The sequence below is a fragment of the Nocardia sp. NPDC050408 genome (genome assembly GCF_044458905.1).
Lineage (GTDB): Bacteria > Actinomycetota > Actinomycetes > Mycobacteriales > Mycobacteriaceae > Nocardia.
In genome coordinates this window covers 800,076-815,784 of record NZ_JBITIL010000002.1, presented here as the reverse complement: position 1 = coordinate 815,784, position 15,709 = coordinate 800,076, and the positions used below count along the sequence as shown (strand labels likewise).

Here is a 15,709-nt window from a genome sequence, read left to right as displayed (position 1 = left end):
GCGTCGGCCGGATTCGCCTCCAGATCCTTGGGGACTACCACGGTGCCGTTGCCGGGGAGTGGGAATGTCGAGCACTCCCACCCAGAGTCGAATCCACCCAGCCGCGAACCCGGCTTCATCGGCGGATCGAGCTGTCAGAACAGGTAGCGTCCGCCGTTCACGCTGAGCGTCTGTCCCGTGACATAACCGGCTTCGTCGGAGGCCAGGTAGGCGACCGCGTGGCCGATGTCCTCCGGCTGCCCGGCCCGCTTCATCGGCATATGCGCCGCCGCCGCTTCCACATCGATGGTCTGGCGGGTCAGCGGGGTATCGATGAATCCGGGCGGAACGTGGTTGACCGTGATTCCCTGTTCGATGAACTCGACCGCCAACGCCTTCGTCAAGCCGATCACGCCACCCTTGGATGCCGCGTAGTGGGCCATGCCCGGGGCTCCGGTCTGCGCGGACGATGAGGAGATATTGATGATCCGGCCCCACCCGGCCGTGAGCATGTCGGGGATCAGTGCCTGCGTGACCAGGAAGGGACCCTTGAGATTGATCCCGATCATCCGATCCCAGGATTCCTCGGCCAAGCTCGTGAAGGGCTCGTATGTGGTGATTCCGGCATTGTTGACCAGCACGGTGACGGGTCCGAGCTCGGCGTGGGTGCGGGCTGCCGACTCGGCGATGGCGTCGGCATTCGCCGCGTCGCCCGCCACCGCGATGACTGTACCGCCCGCCTCGCGGATCGCGGCGGCGGTCTTCTCGGCGTTTTCGAGGTTCAGATCCCAGATCGCGACCGCGGCGCCTTTGGCCGCGAGTACGGTCGCGATGGACTTGCCGATCCCGCTACCGCCGCCGGTGACGACGGCGATCTTGCCTGCAAGTGACATTTTCGTTCCTTTGCGTCGAAATCGGTTGCCGGGCTGGGCTATTCACCCAGCGCGGCCCTGGCGGCGGTACGTGCCGCGGTCGCGCGCGGGAATCCGGCATAGCCGCTGGAGTGGTAGATGACCTCGGCGATCTCGTCCTTGGTAAGTCCGTTGGTCAAGCCGATTCGGACGTGGTGGCCGAACTCGTTCTCGGCTCCGAGTGCGATCAGGATGCCGAGGGTGACCAGGCTGCGATCGCGTGGCGTGAGCCCCTCCCGGCCCCACAGCTGGGCCCAGACGCTGACCAGACCGATCTCGACGAGGTCCTCGCCGATCTGGCCGTCACGCAGGTCGATATCGCCCTCGGGAAAGACGCCGGGGAGGGCCGCGCGCATCACCGCGAGACCTTCGGTGCGCAAGTCGGTGTCCTTGGTTGTCATCAGCGACTCCCATCGCATTCCGTGGTGCTACTGGTAGTCGGCAATCTTAGAACAATCGGTCGGTACAATCAATGCTGGAGGGGCTGTTGATTCCGACCGGATTCGGCTCTAGTCTCGTGACCAACGTCATAGACCGACCGGTCGAAACATCTTTGGCGTCGTACAGCAGGCGACCCATTCGAGAATTGGAGAACGTATGAGTGGATCGGCGAACGCCGCTGGTGCGACAGCTGACGCGGTCGACGTCCTGGTGATCGGCGCGGGCGTGACGGGCATCTATCAGCTGTACCGGGCCCGCGAGGAGGGCTTCACAGTCGAACTGCTCGAGGCGGGCGACGGCGTCGGCGGGACCTGGTACTGGAACCGCTATCCCGAAGCGCGTTTCGACTCCGAAAGCTACACCTACGGCTACCTGTTCTCCAAGGAACTGTGGGAAGAGTGGGAGTGGTCGGAGCGGTTCACCGGCCAGCCGGAGAACGAACGCTACTTCAACTTCGTGGTCGACCGATTCGATCTGCGCCGGCACATCCGGTTCGGCGTCCGGGTGACCGCCGCGGAATTCGACGAGTCGGCCGGGATCTGGACGGTGCGCACCGATGACGGCACCGAGCATCGCGCGCGCTTCCTCGTCGCCGCGACCGGTGTGCTCTCGGTGCCGTTCATCCCGGAGGTGCCCGGACGCGAGAGCTTCGGCGGCCAACAGCATCACACCGGCCGCTGGCCGACGACCCCGGTCGATTTCACCGGCAAGCGCGTCGCCATCATAGGCACCGGATCCAGCGGCGTGCAGATCGTTCCGGCCATCGCCGACCAGGTCGCAGCGTTGACGGTGTACCAGCGGACTCCGGACTGGTGCACGCCACTGAACAACGCGCCGCTCACCCCGCAGGAACGGGCCGAGATCAAGGCCGACTTCGAACGCATCCGCGAGACCCTGAACACCTCGCCGAGCGGATTCCTGCATGACTTGCCCAGCCGCTTTTCTGCCGACGATACGGCCGAACAGCGACAGGCCTTCTTCGAAAAGATGTGGAACAGCCCGGGTTTCACGAAGTTGACCGAAAACTACATCGACTTCACGACCAACCCCGAAGTGAACAAGGAATTCTGCGAATTCATCGCGGACAAGATTCGCGGCATCGTCACCGATCCCGAGACGGCCGAGAAACTCATCCCGAAGGACCACATCTACGCCGGTCGGCGTCCCCCCTTCGTGACCGGCTACTTCGAGGCATACAACAAGCCGAACGTTTCGCTCGTCGCGCTCAAAGAGACCCCGATCATCCGTATCACCGAGGCCGGAATCGAGACGGCCGAAGGCCTTCGCGAGTTCGACATCATCATCTGGGCGACCGGCTACGACTTCGGTACCGGTGCACTCAATCGGCTCGGCGTCCGCGGCCGCGATGGCCTTGCGCTCGAGGACTATTGGGCGCAAGGGCCCAATACCTACCTGGGCATCGCGACGGCGGGTTTCCCGAACTTCTTCTTCCCCGGCGGACCGCACGGCGCACTCGGCAACAATCCGCGCTACGCCGGTGACCAAGTGGACTGCGTCATCGGTGCGCTGGTGCACGCGCGCGACAACGGTTACGAAGTCATCGAGGCGGACCCCGCCGCGGAGGCGGAGTGGACCGAAACGGTCAACGGCAGCGGGTCGCTGTTCTTGGAGAGCAGCTATTTCTTCGGGTCGAACATTCCCGGCAAGGCGGTCAAGCAGCTGCTGAATCCGACCGGGCGGCCCAACCTGCAGCGGCTGATCGCCGAACTCGCCGCGAACGAGTACTCGGCATTCATCTTGTCCAAGGTTGAGGAAGCGGCCGCTTAATAGCGCTCGAGCAGGCAATTTTCGTTCAACGATGGAGAGAAAATGAGCGAATCCAACGAAGCCCGGATCGCGGCCGGTGTCCGTGCGGCGATCGGCGCCCACACCCAGGCACAGGACGCGGGGCAGGCCGATGAAATCGTGGCTCTGTACGCACCTGACGGGGTGCTCGAGATTCCGGGCATGGACCCGATCAGCGGTCACGACGCATTGCGGGCGGCATTCGAAGGCTGGGCGCCGACGGCACCACAGCGTCACCTCGTGGCCAACACCTTGATCACCGCGGTGAGCGCGCAGGAGGCGACGGCCGTCAGCGATGTGGCCTTCTTCCAGCGCGGCGAGACGGGGTGGGCGGTGCAGGTCGTCGGTCGATACGAGGACACGCTGCGGCACAGTGACGGAGCCTGGGTGTTCCAGCACCGCAAGACGACGTACCTGACCTAGCGACGCCGAATCCGCCGGAACCAGAACATCTTTGGAGAATCAATGAGTGAGTCCACCCAGGCGCAGGTCGCGCACGGGGTCCACACCGCCATCGCCGCGTACGCGCATGCGCTCGACGACGGACGTACCGACGATATCGTCGCGCTGTTCAGCCCCGATGGCGTCAGCGAGATCATGGGCGTCGGCACCTTCGAGGGCCATGAAGCCATCCGTCAGGTCTATGCCGGATTGCTGCCGACCCAACCGCAGCGGCACCTGGTGGCCAACACCGTCATCACCTCCTGGTCCGAGGATGAGGCGACCGCCAACAGCGACCTGGTCTTCCTGCAGCGCGGCGAATCGGGTTGGGCCGTGCTGATCGCGGGCCGCTACGAGGACACCCTGCGTCGCGATGACAGCGCATGGCGGTTCCAGCACCGCAAGACCACCTACGTGATGTAAGAGAGATAGGAGCAACCCGTGACCAAACGGTGGAAGCAGCGCCCGCCCGGCTCGAACTGGGGCGATTTCGGCGACGACGATGAGTTGGGGCGGGTCAACCTGCTCACCCCGGAGAAGGTTCTGCAAGGGGTGCGCGAGGTCGAACACGGCATCACCTTCAGCCTGAGCCTGCCGCTGGACTATCCGGGCGGTACCGCGCTGAACCAGCGCCGGTATCCGCCGATCCTGCGGCCCACCGAGGATCTGGCGCACAACCAGGACACCTTCTACAACGTCGTCGCGCGCGACAAGATCGCCCCCAGCTTCATCGATCTGTGGAGCGACGACGTCGTGACGCTCTGGCTGCAGTACTCCACGCAGTGGGACTCGCTGGCGCATCAGGGCGCGTTGTTCGACGCGGATGGCGACGGTGTCGCGGAACCGGTGTATTACAACGGTTTTCGCCCCGGCACCGATATCGTCGGTCCACAGGAGGACGCCAAGGGTGACGGCAGCGGGAGCGTCTCCTTCGCCAAGCATCTCGGCTGCGAGCACATGGCCGCGCACGGCATGCAGGGTCGCGGTGTCCTGATCGATGTGTCGCACCTCGGAAGCGACTGGCAGCCGGTCGATTTGAAAATGCTCAAAGACATCATGGCGAAGGACGATGTCGTGGTGGAACCGGGTGACATGCTCCTGCTGCACACCGGGTTCGCCACTCAGGTTCTCGCCTGGGAGAAGAATCCGGGGCCGGAGATCCAGGCCATGTATCCCTACCTCGACGCGACGGATGAGTCGCTGCTGGAGTGGATCGCCGAATCGCAGATCTCGGCGCTCGTCTCGGACAACTACGCGGTCGAGGGCTGGGCACCGGATAGCGAGACCCCGCACACACTGCTGCCGATCCATAACCTGTGCCTGTTCAAACTCGGCATCCCGCTGGGTGAGCTCTGGTACACCGAGGAATTGGCGACTTGGCTGCGGGAACACCAGCGCAGCCGCTTCCTGCTGACCGCGCCGCCACTGCGCCTGCCCGGGACGATGGGCAGCCCGCTGACCCCCGTCGCGACCGTCTGACGCGGGCCGCCGGCATCCAGGGTTCGGTTCGGTGCAGGTGAGGTGTAAAGCCTGACCTGCACCGAACTGTTTTGTTCGATGGAAGGGAGCGTCGCGATGCCTACAACGCGTACCGAACGTGCGAAAACCGCCCGCTACCACCGCAAGCGGGAGCAAGTGGTGGATGTCGCCGTCGAGCTCTTCTCGAAGAACGGCTATGCGAGCACCGGGGTCGCCGATATCGGCGCTGCCGCCGGACTGGCCCGCGGTGCGCTGTACTACTACATCGGTGCCAAGGAAGAGTTGCTGGCCGAGATCCACGACCGCGTAATGGATCCGCTGCTCACCGAAGCGTCGGCGATCGTCCGGCTCGATATCGGCTTCCAGACGCGCCTGCGATTGCTGTCGGAATCGCTACTTCGGCAGATCGTGCATCGACAAGATCATGTGTGGGTCTTTCTGCATGAGCACCACCAACTGCAGGGTGAATACCGCACTCGCTTCCGGGCCAAGCGCCAGCGTTTCGAATCGCAGATTCGCGATGTGCTCGCCGACGGGCATCGACAAGGCAAGTTGCGGGTGCGGGATCTGGAGCTCACCACGCTCGCGTACCTGAACCTGCACAACTACACATACCAGTGGGTGGGTCGGCGCGCGGATCTGAAAGTAGACGAGCTCGCTCGCTTCTATTGCGAGATCTTCTTGAACGGAATCCTGGTCGAGCGGGTCGACGAGTCGGCGACCGAAGCCGAACTGGCGCACGGGCGTTCCGTGCTCGGTGTGCTGCTCGCGAAGGGGCTCGATCACTAGCAATCCCGTCGCTCGCCGTACCTCTCCCATCGGGTGCGGCAAGCGACGGGCTGCTGCCTAGCTCTGTGTCATCTGAGCGAACTGATGCTTCAGGAATGTGGCGGACCAATTCATCAGATCTGTCGGCACGTAATAGCCGGTCTCATCATTGATTGCCGCCCAGTGTGCGGAGACTTCCTCGATCGTGGCCGGGCCCTGGGCCAGATAGCCTTCGGTGGAGGCCAGGAACAGCCGCGCGAATCGGCCCGCTCCCGCGGTGTAGATCTCACCGGTGACCGGGCAGCTTTCGTGCGCCAGGAAGGCGGCCATCGGAGCCACCGACTCCGACGGCATGGCCGCTGCGGCAGCCGCGGCATTCTCGTCGGTATCGGGGTCGCCACCGGCCATGCGGGTATAGGCCGCGGGCGCAAGCAGATTCACCTTGATCCCGTGCGGTTCGCCCGCGAGTTTCGCACTGCGCGCCAACCCGATGAGGCCCGCCTTCGCTGTCGCGTACGGCAGGTTGACGTCCATGCCGAAGACGCCGCTCGACGTGGTCAGTACGACCCGGCCATAGCTCTGGTTCAGGAAATGCGGCCAGGCGGCCTTCATGGTGTTGAACGAGCCGAGCAGATGTACGGCGAGGTGTCGCTCGACATTGTCCAGTTCGACATCGGGCAGGCCCGCGTACCTGACGATGCCCGCATTGTTGATCAGAATGTCGATGCGGCCGAACCGGTCCACCGCGGCGTCGATGATCGCCTGGGCCCCGGCCGGTGTCGAGACGTCGTTGCCGTCGGCCACGGCCGAACCACCTGCGGCGATGATGCCGTCGACGACCGCCTGGGCCGGTGTGGTGTCGGCGCCGTCGCCCTCGATCGATCCACCGAGGTCGTTTAGGACGACACTTGCTCCGCGTTCGGCCAGGAGCCGAGCGTGGGCTCGCCCGATGCCGCGACCCGCGCCGGTAACCACCGCGACGCGGCCCTCGAAACTCAACTCACTCATTCGCGACTCCTGTCGTACTCCATTGTCGATCCGTGGCCACGGTCATCGTATTTTAGACCAATCGGTCAGTACATACAATGAAAGTCAGCGACCCAGGAAGGTTGCTTTTCGCGGGCCGTCCTCGACGAAGCTGCGCAGACCGCGCTGTCCGTCCTCGCTGGCGAAGCATCGGGTGATCAGGTCGGCTTCCAACGCCAGCCCGTCCTCGATCGACATGTCGAACCCGTCCTCGATCGCCTGCTTCGCGTACCGGAGTGCGAGCGGGCCGCGGGCGTAGGAGAGGCCTCGCTCTACGGCGGCGTCGAACACATCGGCGTCGTCGAGTAGTTGATCGATGAGGCCGATGTGCAAGGCTGCCTCCGCGCGCACGAGGCGTCCGGTGAGGATCAGATCCTTCGCTTCGGCGAGTCCGACAATCCGCGAAAGACGTTGCGTCCCACCGGAGCCGGGCATTATCCCGAGCGTGATCTCGGGCAAGCCGAGGATGGCGCCGCGACCGCCGATGCGGAAGTCGGCGGCCAGTGCCAACTCGCAGCCGCCGCCGAGTGCGTAGCCGTTGATCGCCGCGATCGTGATCTGCGGGGCCGTGGCCAGGGCGTGAAATGCCTTTTGCAGTACCCGGTTTCGCTGTCCGAACGCCTCGGGGGACAGGCCGAGCATCTCCTTCACGTCGGCGCCGGCCGCGAAGTGTTCGCCGCCGGTGATGACGACCGCTCGATAGGTCGTGCTGCTGTGCAGTTCCGCCGCAACGGTTTCGAGTAGATCCCACATCTCCTGGTCGAGCGCGTTCACCGGATGGCGCTCGATGCGCAGGATGGCCAGCCGCTCGTCGGCGGGATGCGGCTCGAGCCCGACCTTGGCGGGCGTTGGATTGCTGCTCACTATTCGATGCCTCCGGTTTATGTGCTACGTTCACGGTTGAGTGTACCGACCGGTCGAAGAATTTATCGGTGGATGGACGGTGAGATGCAATGGGTATGGGGCATGCCGACGTATCGGGTCGACGCGTAGTCATTACCGGCGCCGGACGCGGCTTGGGGCGGGTGCTCGCGACCGCCTTCGATGCCGCGGGGGCGCAGCTGGGATTGGTCGCGCGATCGGAAAACGCGCTGCGCGCGGTGGCCGACTCCCTGCGGGGTGAGCCTTTGGTGTGCGCGGGTGATGTGCGTGACGACGAGTTCAACGACACCGTCGCCGAACGCATGGTCGAGCGCTTCGGCGGCGTCGACGCGTGGATCTGCAATGCCGGTGTGTCACCGGAGGTTTCGACGGTGACGCAGACCAAGCCCGCCGTCTGGCGAGACATCATCGACGTGAACCTGACCGGAACCTTCCTCGGCGCGCGTGCGGCAGCGGCGGTGATGGGGGAGGGCGGTCGGATCATCGTCACGGGTTCGGTCATCGGTCAGCGGCCGCGTGCCGGACTTTCCGCATACGCGGCCTCCAAGAGTGGCGCCCACGCGCTTGTCCAGGCTTTGGCGCAGGAACTCGGACCACGTGCGATCACCGTCAATGCGGTGGCGCTCGGCTGGTTCGACACCGGGATGGGAGCGCACTGGCACCGCGATGCCGAGCGGGAGAACGATATCGTCGGCCACACCGCCCTCGGGCGTTGGGGAACTCCCGCCGACCTGCCCGGCATCTATCTGTTCCTGGCCGCCGAATCCTCGGCCTACATCACGGGCACCACGATCACGGTCGACGGCGGATATTCACTGCTGTGAGCCTTGCCCCGCGCTACACGGCCGCACAGGCTGCGGCCGCTGCGTCCGAACCTGTGCATACCCGGGGATTCGGCACGACATGCGTGGTTCTCGTGCGCAATAAAGTATCCTGATTTCCGTCGCGGCCACCCCGAGCAGTGCATTCCCAACTACCGGCCGTGTTCGAGGAGATTCCATGAGCGTGCCGCCCGTCCTGCGCGACCGACTGCGTCTGCCCGTTATCGCGTCCCCGATGTTCATCGTGTCGAATCCGGAATTGGTCATCGCCCAGTCGACCTCGGGCATTGTCGGGTCTTTCCCCTCCCTCAATGCGCGCCCGGAATCCGAACTGCGGCACTGGCTCACCCGGATCACCGAGGCGCTGGCCGAATTCGACGCCGAACATCCGCAGACGCCGAGCGCGCCGTACGCCGTGAACCTGATCGTGCACAAGACCAACGACCGGCTCGACCACGATCTCGCGGTGGTCGAGGAATTCCGCGTCCCCATCGTGATCACCTCGCTCGGTGCGCGGCCGGAGGTCAACGAACGCATCCACGCCTACGGCGGCATCGTGCTGCACGACGTGATCAACAATGTCTTCGCCCGCAAGGCCGTCGACAAGGGCGCCGATGGACTCATCGCCGTGGCGGCGGGTGCGGGCGGCCACGCGGGAACCCAGTCGCCGTTCGCCTTGATCCATGAGATCCGGAGCTGGTTCGACGGACCGCTGGTGCTGTCCGGATCGATCGCCCACGGTAACTCGGTATTGGCCGCACAGGCCGCGGGCGCGGACTTCGCCTATATCGGGTCGATGTTCATCGCCACCGACGAGGCGAACGCGGCACCCGACTACAAACAGATGATCGTCGATTCGACCGCCTCGGACATCGTCTACAGCAATCTCTTCACCGGTGTGCACGGCAACTACCTGCGCGGCAGCATCATCGCCGCCGGACTCGACCCCGATGCGCTGCCCGGATCCGACTCCGCGGCAATGAATTTCGCCGGTGGCAGCGCGAAGGATGCGAAGGCCTGGCGTGATGTCTGGGGCGCCGGCCAGGGGATCGGCAGTGTCGACTCGGTACGCCCGGCCGCCGCCGTCATCGAACGCCTCGTCGATGAGTACGAGATGGCTCGGACCCGGCTGTCGGCTGTGCCGGTCCATACGTGACGGGTGCGTAGGGAAACCCACGCGGCGGTCGGCCCGGTCGCTGGAGTCGTTGCGTAACAGTCATGTCGCTGGGTATGGCGGATTACGAGGGCTATTGGCGAAGAAGGTGAGACCCTGATGATGATGGATATGTTCTGGATGGCCGTGAACTTCCTGCGTTCCATGATGGGCATGTAATCCACGGACGTCCAAGGCCGGTTCCTGCCGCAATGTGGCAAGGACCGGCCGTTTCATTTCCGCTCAGAGGGTCGGCACCTCGTGTGATCTGAGGAGTTTGGTGAGATCGGTGCTCACCAGGTGCGGCCGGTATGCCGTTGCCTTCGGTCACCCCGCTGCCGCCGCCAACGTGCACTCGATGGATGGCCTCGAATAGTGGCGAGAGGCTATTGACAGGGATCGGCATGGAGGTGCTATACATTAGGGGAGGCTTACCTCGTTAGATGAGGCTAACCTCGTGAAGTGTCCCGCTCGCACAATGAGGCATCCGTGTACGTCTGTATCTGCAACGCCGTCTCCGAATCGGACGTGCACAGCTGTGTCGCCGCAGGCGCCAGCTCGACCGCGCAGGTCAAAAAGGCGTGCGGCTGGAAGCCCGGCTGCGGCAGCTGTACCCGCCGTCTTTCCGAGCTGGTCGGCCGGGCCTGCGAGGCCCCTGCCCACGCCGTCGAGGCGCCCGCAGCGTAGCCCGACACGATAGGCCGTCCTTACCGTTTCACCGATTGTGAGCTGTGACACGATCACATTCATGGAAGGCGATAAGGAAATCATCTCGGTGCTCAATGAGCAGCTGACAGCCGAACTAACGGCCATCAATCAGTACTTCCTGCACGCCAAGATGCAGGAGAACTGGGGTTTCACCAAACTTGCCAAGCACACACGCCACGAGTCCATCGATGAGATGAAGCATGCGGAGGTGCTCACCGATCGCATCCTGTTCCTGGAGGGACTGCCCAACTATCAGAAGCTCAACCCGCTGCGCATCGGCCAGACCGTCCCCGAACAGTTGCGGGCCGATCTGAAGATCGAGATGGAGGCGGTGGATCGGCTGCGCGGCGGTATCGAGCTGATGCGCTCGCGCGGTGATGTCACCTCCGCGCGCATCTTCGAGTCCATTCTCGAGGACGAGGAATCGCACGTCGACTACCTGGAGACCGAACTCGACCTGCTCGAGAAGCTGGGTGAGCAACTGTACCTGCAGCGTTATACCGACATCCCCGAAGACGACTGACATCGTCACCGGTTCCGGTCGGTCGATCATGCGCCCGGAACCGGTGCTTTTCAGATGCCGCCGTCAGCGGATCGGTTGCGTGACGGCCTCATGTTCGTCGTTGACCAGATGGAATGCGATCGCGAGATCATCGATTACCGCCTGCCACGCGGCCTGACTGCCCTCGCCGCGGGGATCGCGGGCCAGCGCGAGCAAAGTCGTCGCGGCATCCACGGCCTGAACCGCGGCAGCCAGTAGCGCGGGCACGGGGGTGGGGGCATTTCGGGAGGCGAGTGTGGCGATGTTGTGACGCAGCCACCGCGCGTCGAACTGTGCCTGCGCCGATACATCGCCTACGGCGTCTTGCTCCGCGGTCGCGGCCATCGACCAGGGGCCCGTGCACTGCCCGAGTGGTGCCTGGATCACCAAGTCCCGCAGCTCACTACTGAGCAATCCGTGTAGCCGACCCGCTAGTTCGGCGCGTTCGACGGGCAGCTCGGCCGACCAGCCGGAAGCGGTGTGCTCCACATCGGCCTGCAATACCGCCAGCACTGCTCGCAATTGCGCAGCTGTTGCCACCTACGCCCCTCTCCGTCGTTCATCCGAGCTACCGTTGCGCGACAACAATTCGTGGACCCAAACGACTTGCGAACCTCCCGGCACTATCCGCTGCGCGGCCGTTCGTATCGAAACGTTCGTCACCCGACGGTAAGTGCAGACATGACGATACATAAGCAGACAATCTCGAGCTACCGACAAGCGGCAGCCAGTCTTCGCCGCCCCACAGGCTGTCCGTGCCAGTTGCTCGGCGTTCGAGGCGAAGCGGGGCACCTCGTCATCGGCTGAAGCTCCGAACTGCGGTAGTGCGAATCCCCCGAATGACCGTCAGGTTAGGCATCGAAACCAATGCGTTCAATACTTGAAACCCGCTAGTTAAAAACCGGGGCGGCGGCGGTTCGCTTCCTCGGCGGGCAACCGGGCGAAATCAATTGCGCGAACGCACCTCTGGTGCCTGCTGTCGTGCGGCAGGCCTGCACGTTAATATTGGGATGATTGCTTTCACCCGAATGCGGCGCGTCCGCATGACCGAAGGCTGGTGAGTCCGCCGATGTCGGTGTCGATGTTCGATGAGGCGCTTCCGCGCGGCGAACGTGATGGTGTCGGCCTACGAGTCGGCGCGATCATCGACCGGGGTGGGGAAGTGCTGCTATTGGAGGCCCACAGCACAGGGCCGCTCCCGCTCACCCGCAAGCTTCCGGGCGCCACCGTGGAACCGGGCGAATCGGTCTCCGCCGCACTGATTCGCGGAGTCCGCGAAGAGACCGGCCTGACCGTCACCGGCATCGGCCACCACGTCGGTGATTTCGACTACCTGTCTCCGGCCGGAAAGCCGGTGCGGCGCTTGCATTTCGCCGTAGAAGTGGCGGACACCAGCCCGATTGTCCTGTCCGCCCACGCCGATTACGTATGGGCATCCCTGGACGGAGAGCTGCTCGTGACGCCATCCATCCGCGGCATCCTCGAAGCCTATAAGGACCTTCTGCTCCACTGAGCGGCCTTCGATAGTCGATATCGGTTGTGCTCGTGTGGTTCTCATGCTGTGGGGGATCGGACGATCTCGTCGTGACCACATTCGGAGCATGTCGATAACCCGCGCTCCTATGTCGGCCAGGGGATTCTCCAGGCAGGAGCGAATCGACTGCCTTCCATGTGATGGTGGCTGCCCGATGCGCGATCGAGGTTAGGCGATGTCGAGTTCCTGATGTTACCCACTATTCATAGCTGATCTCATCGGTGCATGATGGTGTGCCCAGCATAAGTATCTTCTGACTTGTAATTTTCACTATTGATCGGTTCTCGCCGCCTCGGCAAGTTACGCTCTATTCATCAGAGCGTGGCCGTGATCGTTCCGCGTAGTCGGCATGGCTGGGGCTCGCCCATCTCGCTCGACGTCTACGGAACCCGACAACGGAAGGAATCCGATGACCGCCACCGCTCAACCGCTGCCGACGCCGGTGCCGCTGACCAGCGAGGAAACCCGAATCCACATTCCGGCCATCCATCGCTCGCAAACCAGGCGGCCGTTGAAACTCGCTGACGCACTGGACTTCTGGAATTTCGCCGGTGCCGCGGCCAATGTGGTGATGCAGATGGCCCGACCCGGTGTCGGCTATGGCGTCTCGGAGAGCCGAGTCGAGTCCGGCGCGCTAATGGTGCATCCGTGGAAGCGGGCCAGGACCACCACGCAGTACCTGGCGGTGGCGATCCTGGGCACCCAGGACGAGATCGATGCCTACCGCGAGGCGATCAACGTCGCCCACCGTCAGGTGCGCTCGAGTCCCGACAGCCCGGTGAAATACAACGCCTTCAACCGTGACCTCCAAAAGTGGGTCGCCGCTTGCCTTTTCATCGGCTTCGAAGACACCTATCAGCTGTTGCACGGCAAGATGAACGATGAGCAGGCCGAGCAGTTCTATCAGACCGCTTCTACCCTGGCCACCGGTGTGCAGGTCACCAAGGATATGTGGCCGGCCACCCGCAAAGACTTCGATCTCTACTGGAACGAGGCGAGCAGCCACGCCGTCCTCGACGACAAGGTCCGCGCCTACCTCGATGATCTGCTCAATCTGCGCATGATCCACTGGTATCTGCGGCTGCCATTCCGAAACCTGTTGAAGTTCTTGACGATCGGCTTCCTGGCTCCGTACTTCAAACAACAACTCCAGGTCGAATGGACCGACTCCGATCAACGCCGCTTCGAACACCTCTTCCTGTTCGTCGGCTTCGTCAACCGCTTCATCCCCCGCTTCCTGCGCTTCGCCCCCACTCACGCGCTGATGCGAGACCTGCGTTGGCGCATCCGCAAAAACAAGAGCCTGATCTGAGAGCTCGCATACGCGCCCGTTCGCGGCCACGCTACGAACATCAGTGGGGGACAGCCGCCAAACGCTGATTCGTCACGCGCAGTTGCCGTTGCGTGCTGTTAGTGAGGTCGTCGACTTGCTCGGCCGTCAACTGCCCGCACGGCTGTCCCCAGTGCAGCGCGATATCGTCCCCCGGCGCCGCATCCGGGAGCGCGGCGTAGCCGTCGGTCCACACCGGGATGGTTCGCCGTATCGTCTCCGACAGTGACAAGTGTGCGCCGTCCCAGCGCAACCGGTGGGTCCCGACGGTGAGGTCATTGCGGTGGCGATCCAGTACCGTCGCGGCGGTGATTCGGCAGTTGTCGAGGATTTCCAAGGGCTGGTCGCCGGGGGCGGCCAGCATCCTGGTCCACGGGTAGACACCGAAGACGTGGAAGCTGTGGTTCGCGGCGGCCTCCGCAGCGAGGTCGGACCCCAGATGGGACCAGTACACACCCGCGATCGGGGCGATGAGTCGCAGCAACTCAGCGAGGAATTCGGGGCCGTCGAGCTCGGCGCCGATGCCTCCCCCCAGCCAATAGGACGCGACCAGTCGCTCATCGAGTGGGTCGGTGATGCCGGTCATGCGCGACATGACCCGCAGGTAGGGCCATGCGCCGGAGAAGCCCCGCGCCAGGACCCGCACACGCTCGCCATCGCGTTCACGCAGGGCCGCGGTGTGCTCGGGCCCGCAGTAGCCGAGGTGGTTGGGCGCGTACGCGTAGCGCGCGAACATCTCCACACCGTCCATCACGTCGATTCCTCCGATAGCGTTACGCTCCAGCGGCTTTCGATGTCGCCGTAATGCCAGATCGCGAGGGCGCCGGCCCAGGTGAGCGCGAAGAGGCCGACGATGATGAAGCCCATCGTGGCGAGGTCGAGGCCGCCGATCCAGGCGAGCACCCCGCTGGTGACATCGAGTTTCTCGGTGAGGATGGAGATGAGCTCCTGGACACCGATCAGCAGCGCCACCGCGACCGAGAGACCGGTGACCACGATGTTGTAGTAGATCTTGCGGATCGGTCCGGCGAAGGCCCAGCCGTAGGCGTAGTTCATGAACGAGCCGTCCAGCGTGTCGAACAGCGACATGCCCGCCGAGAACAGAACGGGCAGAACGAGAATCGCGTACCAGGGCAGTCCGGTGGCGGCCGCGCCTGCGGCGATCACCAGCAAACCCACTTCGGTGACGGTGTCGAATCCGAGCCCGAACAACAGTCCCACCGGATACATCTGCCACGGCTTGCGCACCGCGCGCATGACCGGCGCCAGGATCCGGTTGAGCAGGCCGCGCGAGTCCAGTGCGCGCTCTAGTTGCTCTTCGCTGTAGCCGCCGCGTCGCATAGCGCGTAAGACCTGCCAGATCCCGATCAGCGCGATCAGGTTCAGCAGTCCGATGAGGATCAGGAATGTGCCCGAGACCGATGTGCCGAACACCCCGGTCCACCGCTGCAATCGCGAGTTCTCGTCTTCCAGGTTCCGCGCCAGCGCGGTAACCCCGAGGGCCAGCAGACCGACGAGCACGAAGACGACGGTGGAGTGGCCCAAGGCGAACCAGAAGCCGACCGCGAGCGGTTTCTGCTTGTCCGCCACCAGCTTTCGGGTGGTGTTGTCGATCGCCGCGATATGGTCGGCATCGAAGGCGTGTCTCATGCCCAACGTGTAGGCGGTGACGCCGAGCCCGACGCCGAATACCGCGCCATCCACCAGGTACGAGCCGGGCACGATCAGCAACAGCAGCGTGCCCCATCCCACGAGGTGCAGTGTGACGATCGTTGCTGCCATGCCGAGGATGCTGCGACGCTGTCCGCCGTCGAATCCGGTCCAGGCAGCTCGCAGCCTCGTGGTGACTGTTGCCATCCCACGGTCCCATCTCTCCAACTCGTCGGCGG

18 protein-coding genes are annotated in these 15,709 nt (G+C 64.0%); 11 read left to right on the top strand and 7 right to left on the bottom strand.

Annotated elements, in window-relative coordinates; genetic code table 11:
• Positions 1 to 134: 134 nt before the first annotated feature.
• Both ACIBJI_RS08515 and ACIBJI_RS08510 read right to left on the bottom strand, forming a co-directional pair.
• Positions 135 to 872, bottom strand: coding sequence for an SDR family NAD(P)-dependent oxidoreductase (locus ACIBJI_RS08515; RefSeq protein WP_364342386.1), 738 nt, complete (start codon positions 870 to 872; stop codon positions 135 to 137).
• Between the two features lie 38 nt (positions 873 to 910).
• Positions 911 to 1,291 carry a carboxymuconolactone decarboxylase family protein gene (locus ACIBJI_RS08510; protein ID WP_364342383.1) on the bottom strand — a complete coding sequence of 127 codons (381 nt, stop codon included), beginning with the start codon at positions 1,289 to 1,291 and terminating at the stop codon, positions 911 to 913.
• 196 nt (positions 1,292 to 1,487) lie between these two features.
• Here ACIBJI_RS08510 and ACIBJI_RS08505 point away from each other — a divergent pair, with 196 nt between their 5' ends.
• The 5 genes from ACIBJI_RS08505 to ACIBJI_RS08485 all read left to right on the top strand — a co-directional run bounded on the left by ACIBJI_RS08505 (position 1,488) and on the right by ACIBJI_RS08485 (position 5,846).
• The gene (locus ACIBJI_RS08505; protein ID WP_364342380.1) at positions 1,488 to 3,119 is read left to right on the top strand and encodes an NAD(P)/FAD-dependent oxidoreductase; all 1,632 of its coding nucleotides are present in this window, start codon (positions 1,488 to 1,490) and stop codon (positions 3,117 to 3,119) included.
• Between the two features lie 42 nt (positions 3,120 to 3,161).
• Positions 3,162 to 3,560, top strand: a complete 399-nt coding sequence (locus tag ACIBJI_RS08500; protein WP_364342377.1) for a nuclear transport factor 2 family protein — start codon at positions 3,162 to 3,164, stop codon at positions 3,558 to 3,560.
• A gap of 42 nt (positions 3,561 to 3,602) precedes the next feature.
• Positions 3,603 to 4,001, top strand: a complete 399-nt coding sequence (locus ACIBJI_RS08495; protein WP_364342374.1) for a nuclear transport factor 2 family protein — start codon at positions 3,603 to 3,605, stop codon at positions 3,999 to 4,001.
• An 18-nt stretch (positions 4,002 to 4,019) separates the two neighbouring features.
• Positions 4,020 to 5,057 carry a cyclase family protein gene (locus ACIBJI_RS08490; protein ID WP_364342371.1) on the top strand — a complete coding sequence of 346 codons (1,038 nt, stop codon included), beginning with the start codon at positions 4,020 to 4,022 and terminating at the stop codon, positions 5,055 to 5,057.
• Positions 5,058 to 5,153: 96 nt separating this feature from the next.
• The gene (locus ACIBJI_RS08485; RefSeq protein WP_364342368.1) at positions 5,154 to 5,846 is read left to right on the top strand and encodes a TetR/AcrR family transcriptional regulator; all 693 of its coding nucleotides are present in this window, start codon (positions 5,154 to 5,156) and stop codon (positions 5,844 to 5,846) included.
• Between the two features lie 57 nt (positions 5,847 to 5,903).
• Here ACIBJI_RS08485 and ACIBJI_RS08480 read toward each other — a convergent pair whose 3' ends face one another.
• Both ACIBJI_RS08480 and ACIBJI_RS08475 read right to left on the bottom strand, forming a co-directional pair.
• A complete protein-coding gene (locus ACIBJI_RS08480; RefSeq protein WP_397083515.1) occupies positions 5,904 to 6,833 on the bottom strand; it encodes an SDR family NAD(P)-dependent oxidoreductase in 930 nt (309 codons plus the stop codon).
• Positions 6,834 to 6,917: 84 nt separating this feature from the next.
• Positions 6,918 to 7,715 (bottom strand): enoyl-CoA hydratase/isomerase family protein, encoded by a 798-nt coding sequence (locus ACIBJI_RS08475; RefSeq protein WP_396958196.1) that lies wholly within the window; start codon positions 7,713 to 7,715, stop codon positions 6,918 to 6,920.
• Positions 7,716 to 7,804: 89 nt separating this feature from the next.
• Here ACIBJI_RS08475 and ACIBJI_RS08470 point away from each other — a divergent pair, with 89 nt between their 5' ends.
• The 4 genes from ACIBJI_RS08470 (at position 7,805) to bfr (ending at position 10,938) form a co-directional block, all read left to right on the top strand.
• Positions 7,805 to 8,557 (top strand): SDR family NAD(P)-dependent oxidoreductase, encoded by a 753-nt coding sequence (locus tag ACIBJI_RS08470; RefSeq protein ID WP_364342359.1) that lies wholly within the window; start codon positions 7,805 to 7,807, stop codon positions 8,555 to 8,557.
• Positions 8,558 to 8,732: 175 nt separating this feature from the next.
• Positions 8,733 to 9,710 (top strand): nitronate monooxygenase family protein, encoded by a 978-nt coding sequence (locus ACIBJI_RS08465; protein WP_364342355.1) that lies wholly within the window; start codon positions 8,733 to 8,735, stop codon positions 9,708 to 9,710.
• 459 nt (positions 9,711 to 10,169) lie between these two features.
• Positions 10,170 to 10,394, top strand: coding sequence for a (2Fe-2S)-binding protein (locus ACIBJI_RS08460; protein WP_364342352.1), 225 nt, complete (start codon positions 10,170 to 10,172; stop codon positions 10,392 to 10,394).
• Between the two features lie 61 nt (positions 10,395 to 10,455).
• On the top strand, positions 10,456 to 10,938 hold the full coding sequence (gene bfr, locus ACIBJI_RS08455; protein WP_396958198.1) for a bacterioferritin: 483 nt from the start codon (positions 10,456 to 10,458) through the stop codon (positions 10,936 to 10,938).
• Between the two features lie 63 nt (positions 10,939 to 11,001).
• Here bfr and ACIBJI_RS08450 read toward each other — a convergent pair whose 3' ends face one another.
• Positions 11,002 to 11,496 carry a hypothetical protein gene (locus tag ACIBJI_RS08450; RefSeq protein ID WP_364342346.1) on the bottom strand — a complete coding sequence of 165 codons (495 nt, stop codon included), beginning with the start codon at positions 11,494 to 11,496 and terminating at the stop codon, positions 11,002 to 11,004.
• A 517-nt stretch (positions 11,497 to 12,013) separates the two neighbouring features.
• Here ACIBJI_RS08450 and ACIBJI_RS08445 point away from each other — a divergent pair.
• Together ACIBJI_RS08445 and ACIBJI_RS08440 are read left to right on the top strand one after the other, a co-directional pair.
• The gene (locus ACIBJI_RS08445) at positions 12,014 to 12,469 is read left to right on the top strand and encodes an NUDIX hydrolase (RefSeq protein WP_364342343.1); all 456 of its coding nucleotides are present in this window, start codon (positions 12,014 to 12,016) and stop codon (positions 12,467 to 12,469) included.
• A gap of 430 nt (positions 12,470 to 12,899) precedes the next feature.
• Positions 12,900 to 13,802: an oxygenase MpaB family protein gene (locus ACIBJI_RS08440; RefSeq protein ID WP_364342340.1), complete on the top strand. Its 903-nt coding sequence runs from the start codon at positions 12,900 to 12,902 to the stop codon at positions 13,800 to 13,802.
• Positions 13,803 to 13,842: 40 nt separating this feature from the next.
• Here the strand turns inward: ACIBJI_RS08440 and ACIBJI_RS08435 are convergent, their stop codons facing one another.
• Complete coding sequence (locus ACIBJI_RS08435; RefSeq protein ID WP_396958199.1) at positions 13,843 to 14,571, bottom strand: DUF6390 family protein; 729 nt, start codon at positions 14,569 to 14,571, stop codon at positions 13,843 to 13,845.
• Entirely contained in the window at positions 14,571 to 15,677 is a 1,107-nt protein-coding gene (locus ACIBJI_RS08430; RefSeq protein WP_396958200.1) for a HoxN/HupN/NixA family nickel/cobalt transporter, read from the bottom strand. The genes ACIBJI_RS08435 and ACIBJI_RS08430 overlap by 1 nt, the downstream gene beginning before the upstream one ends.
• Positions 15,678 to 15,709 lie beyond the last annotated feature (32 nt).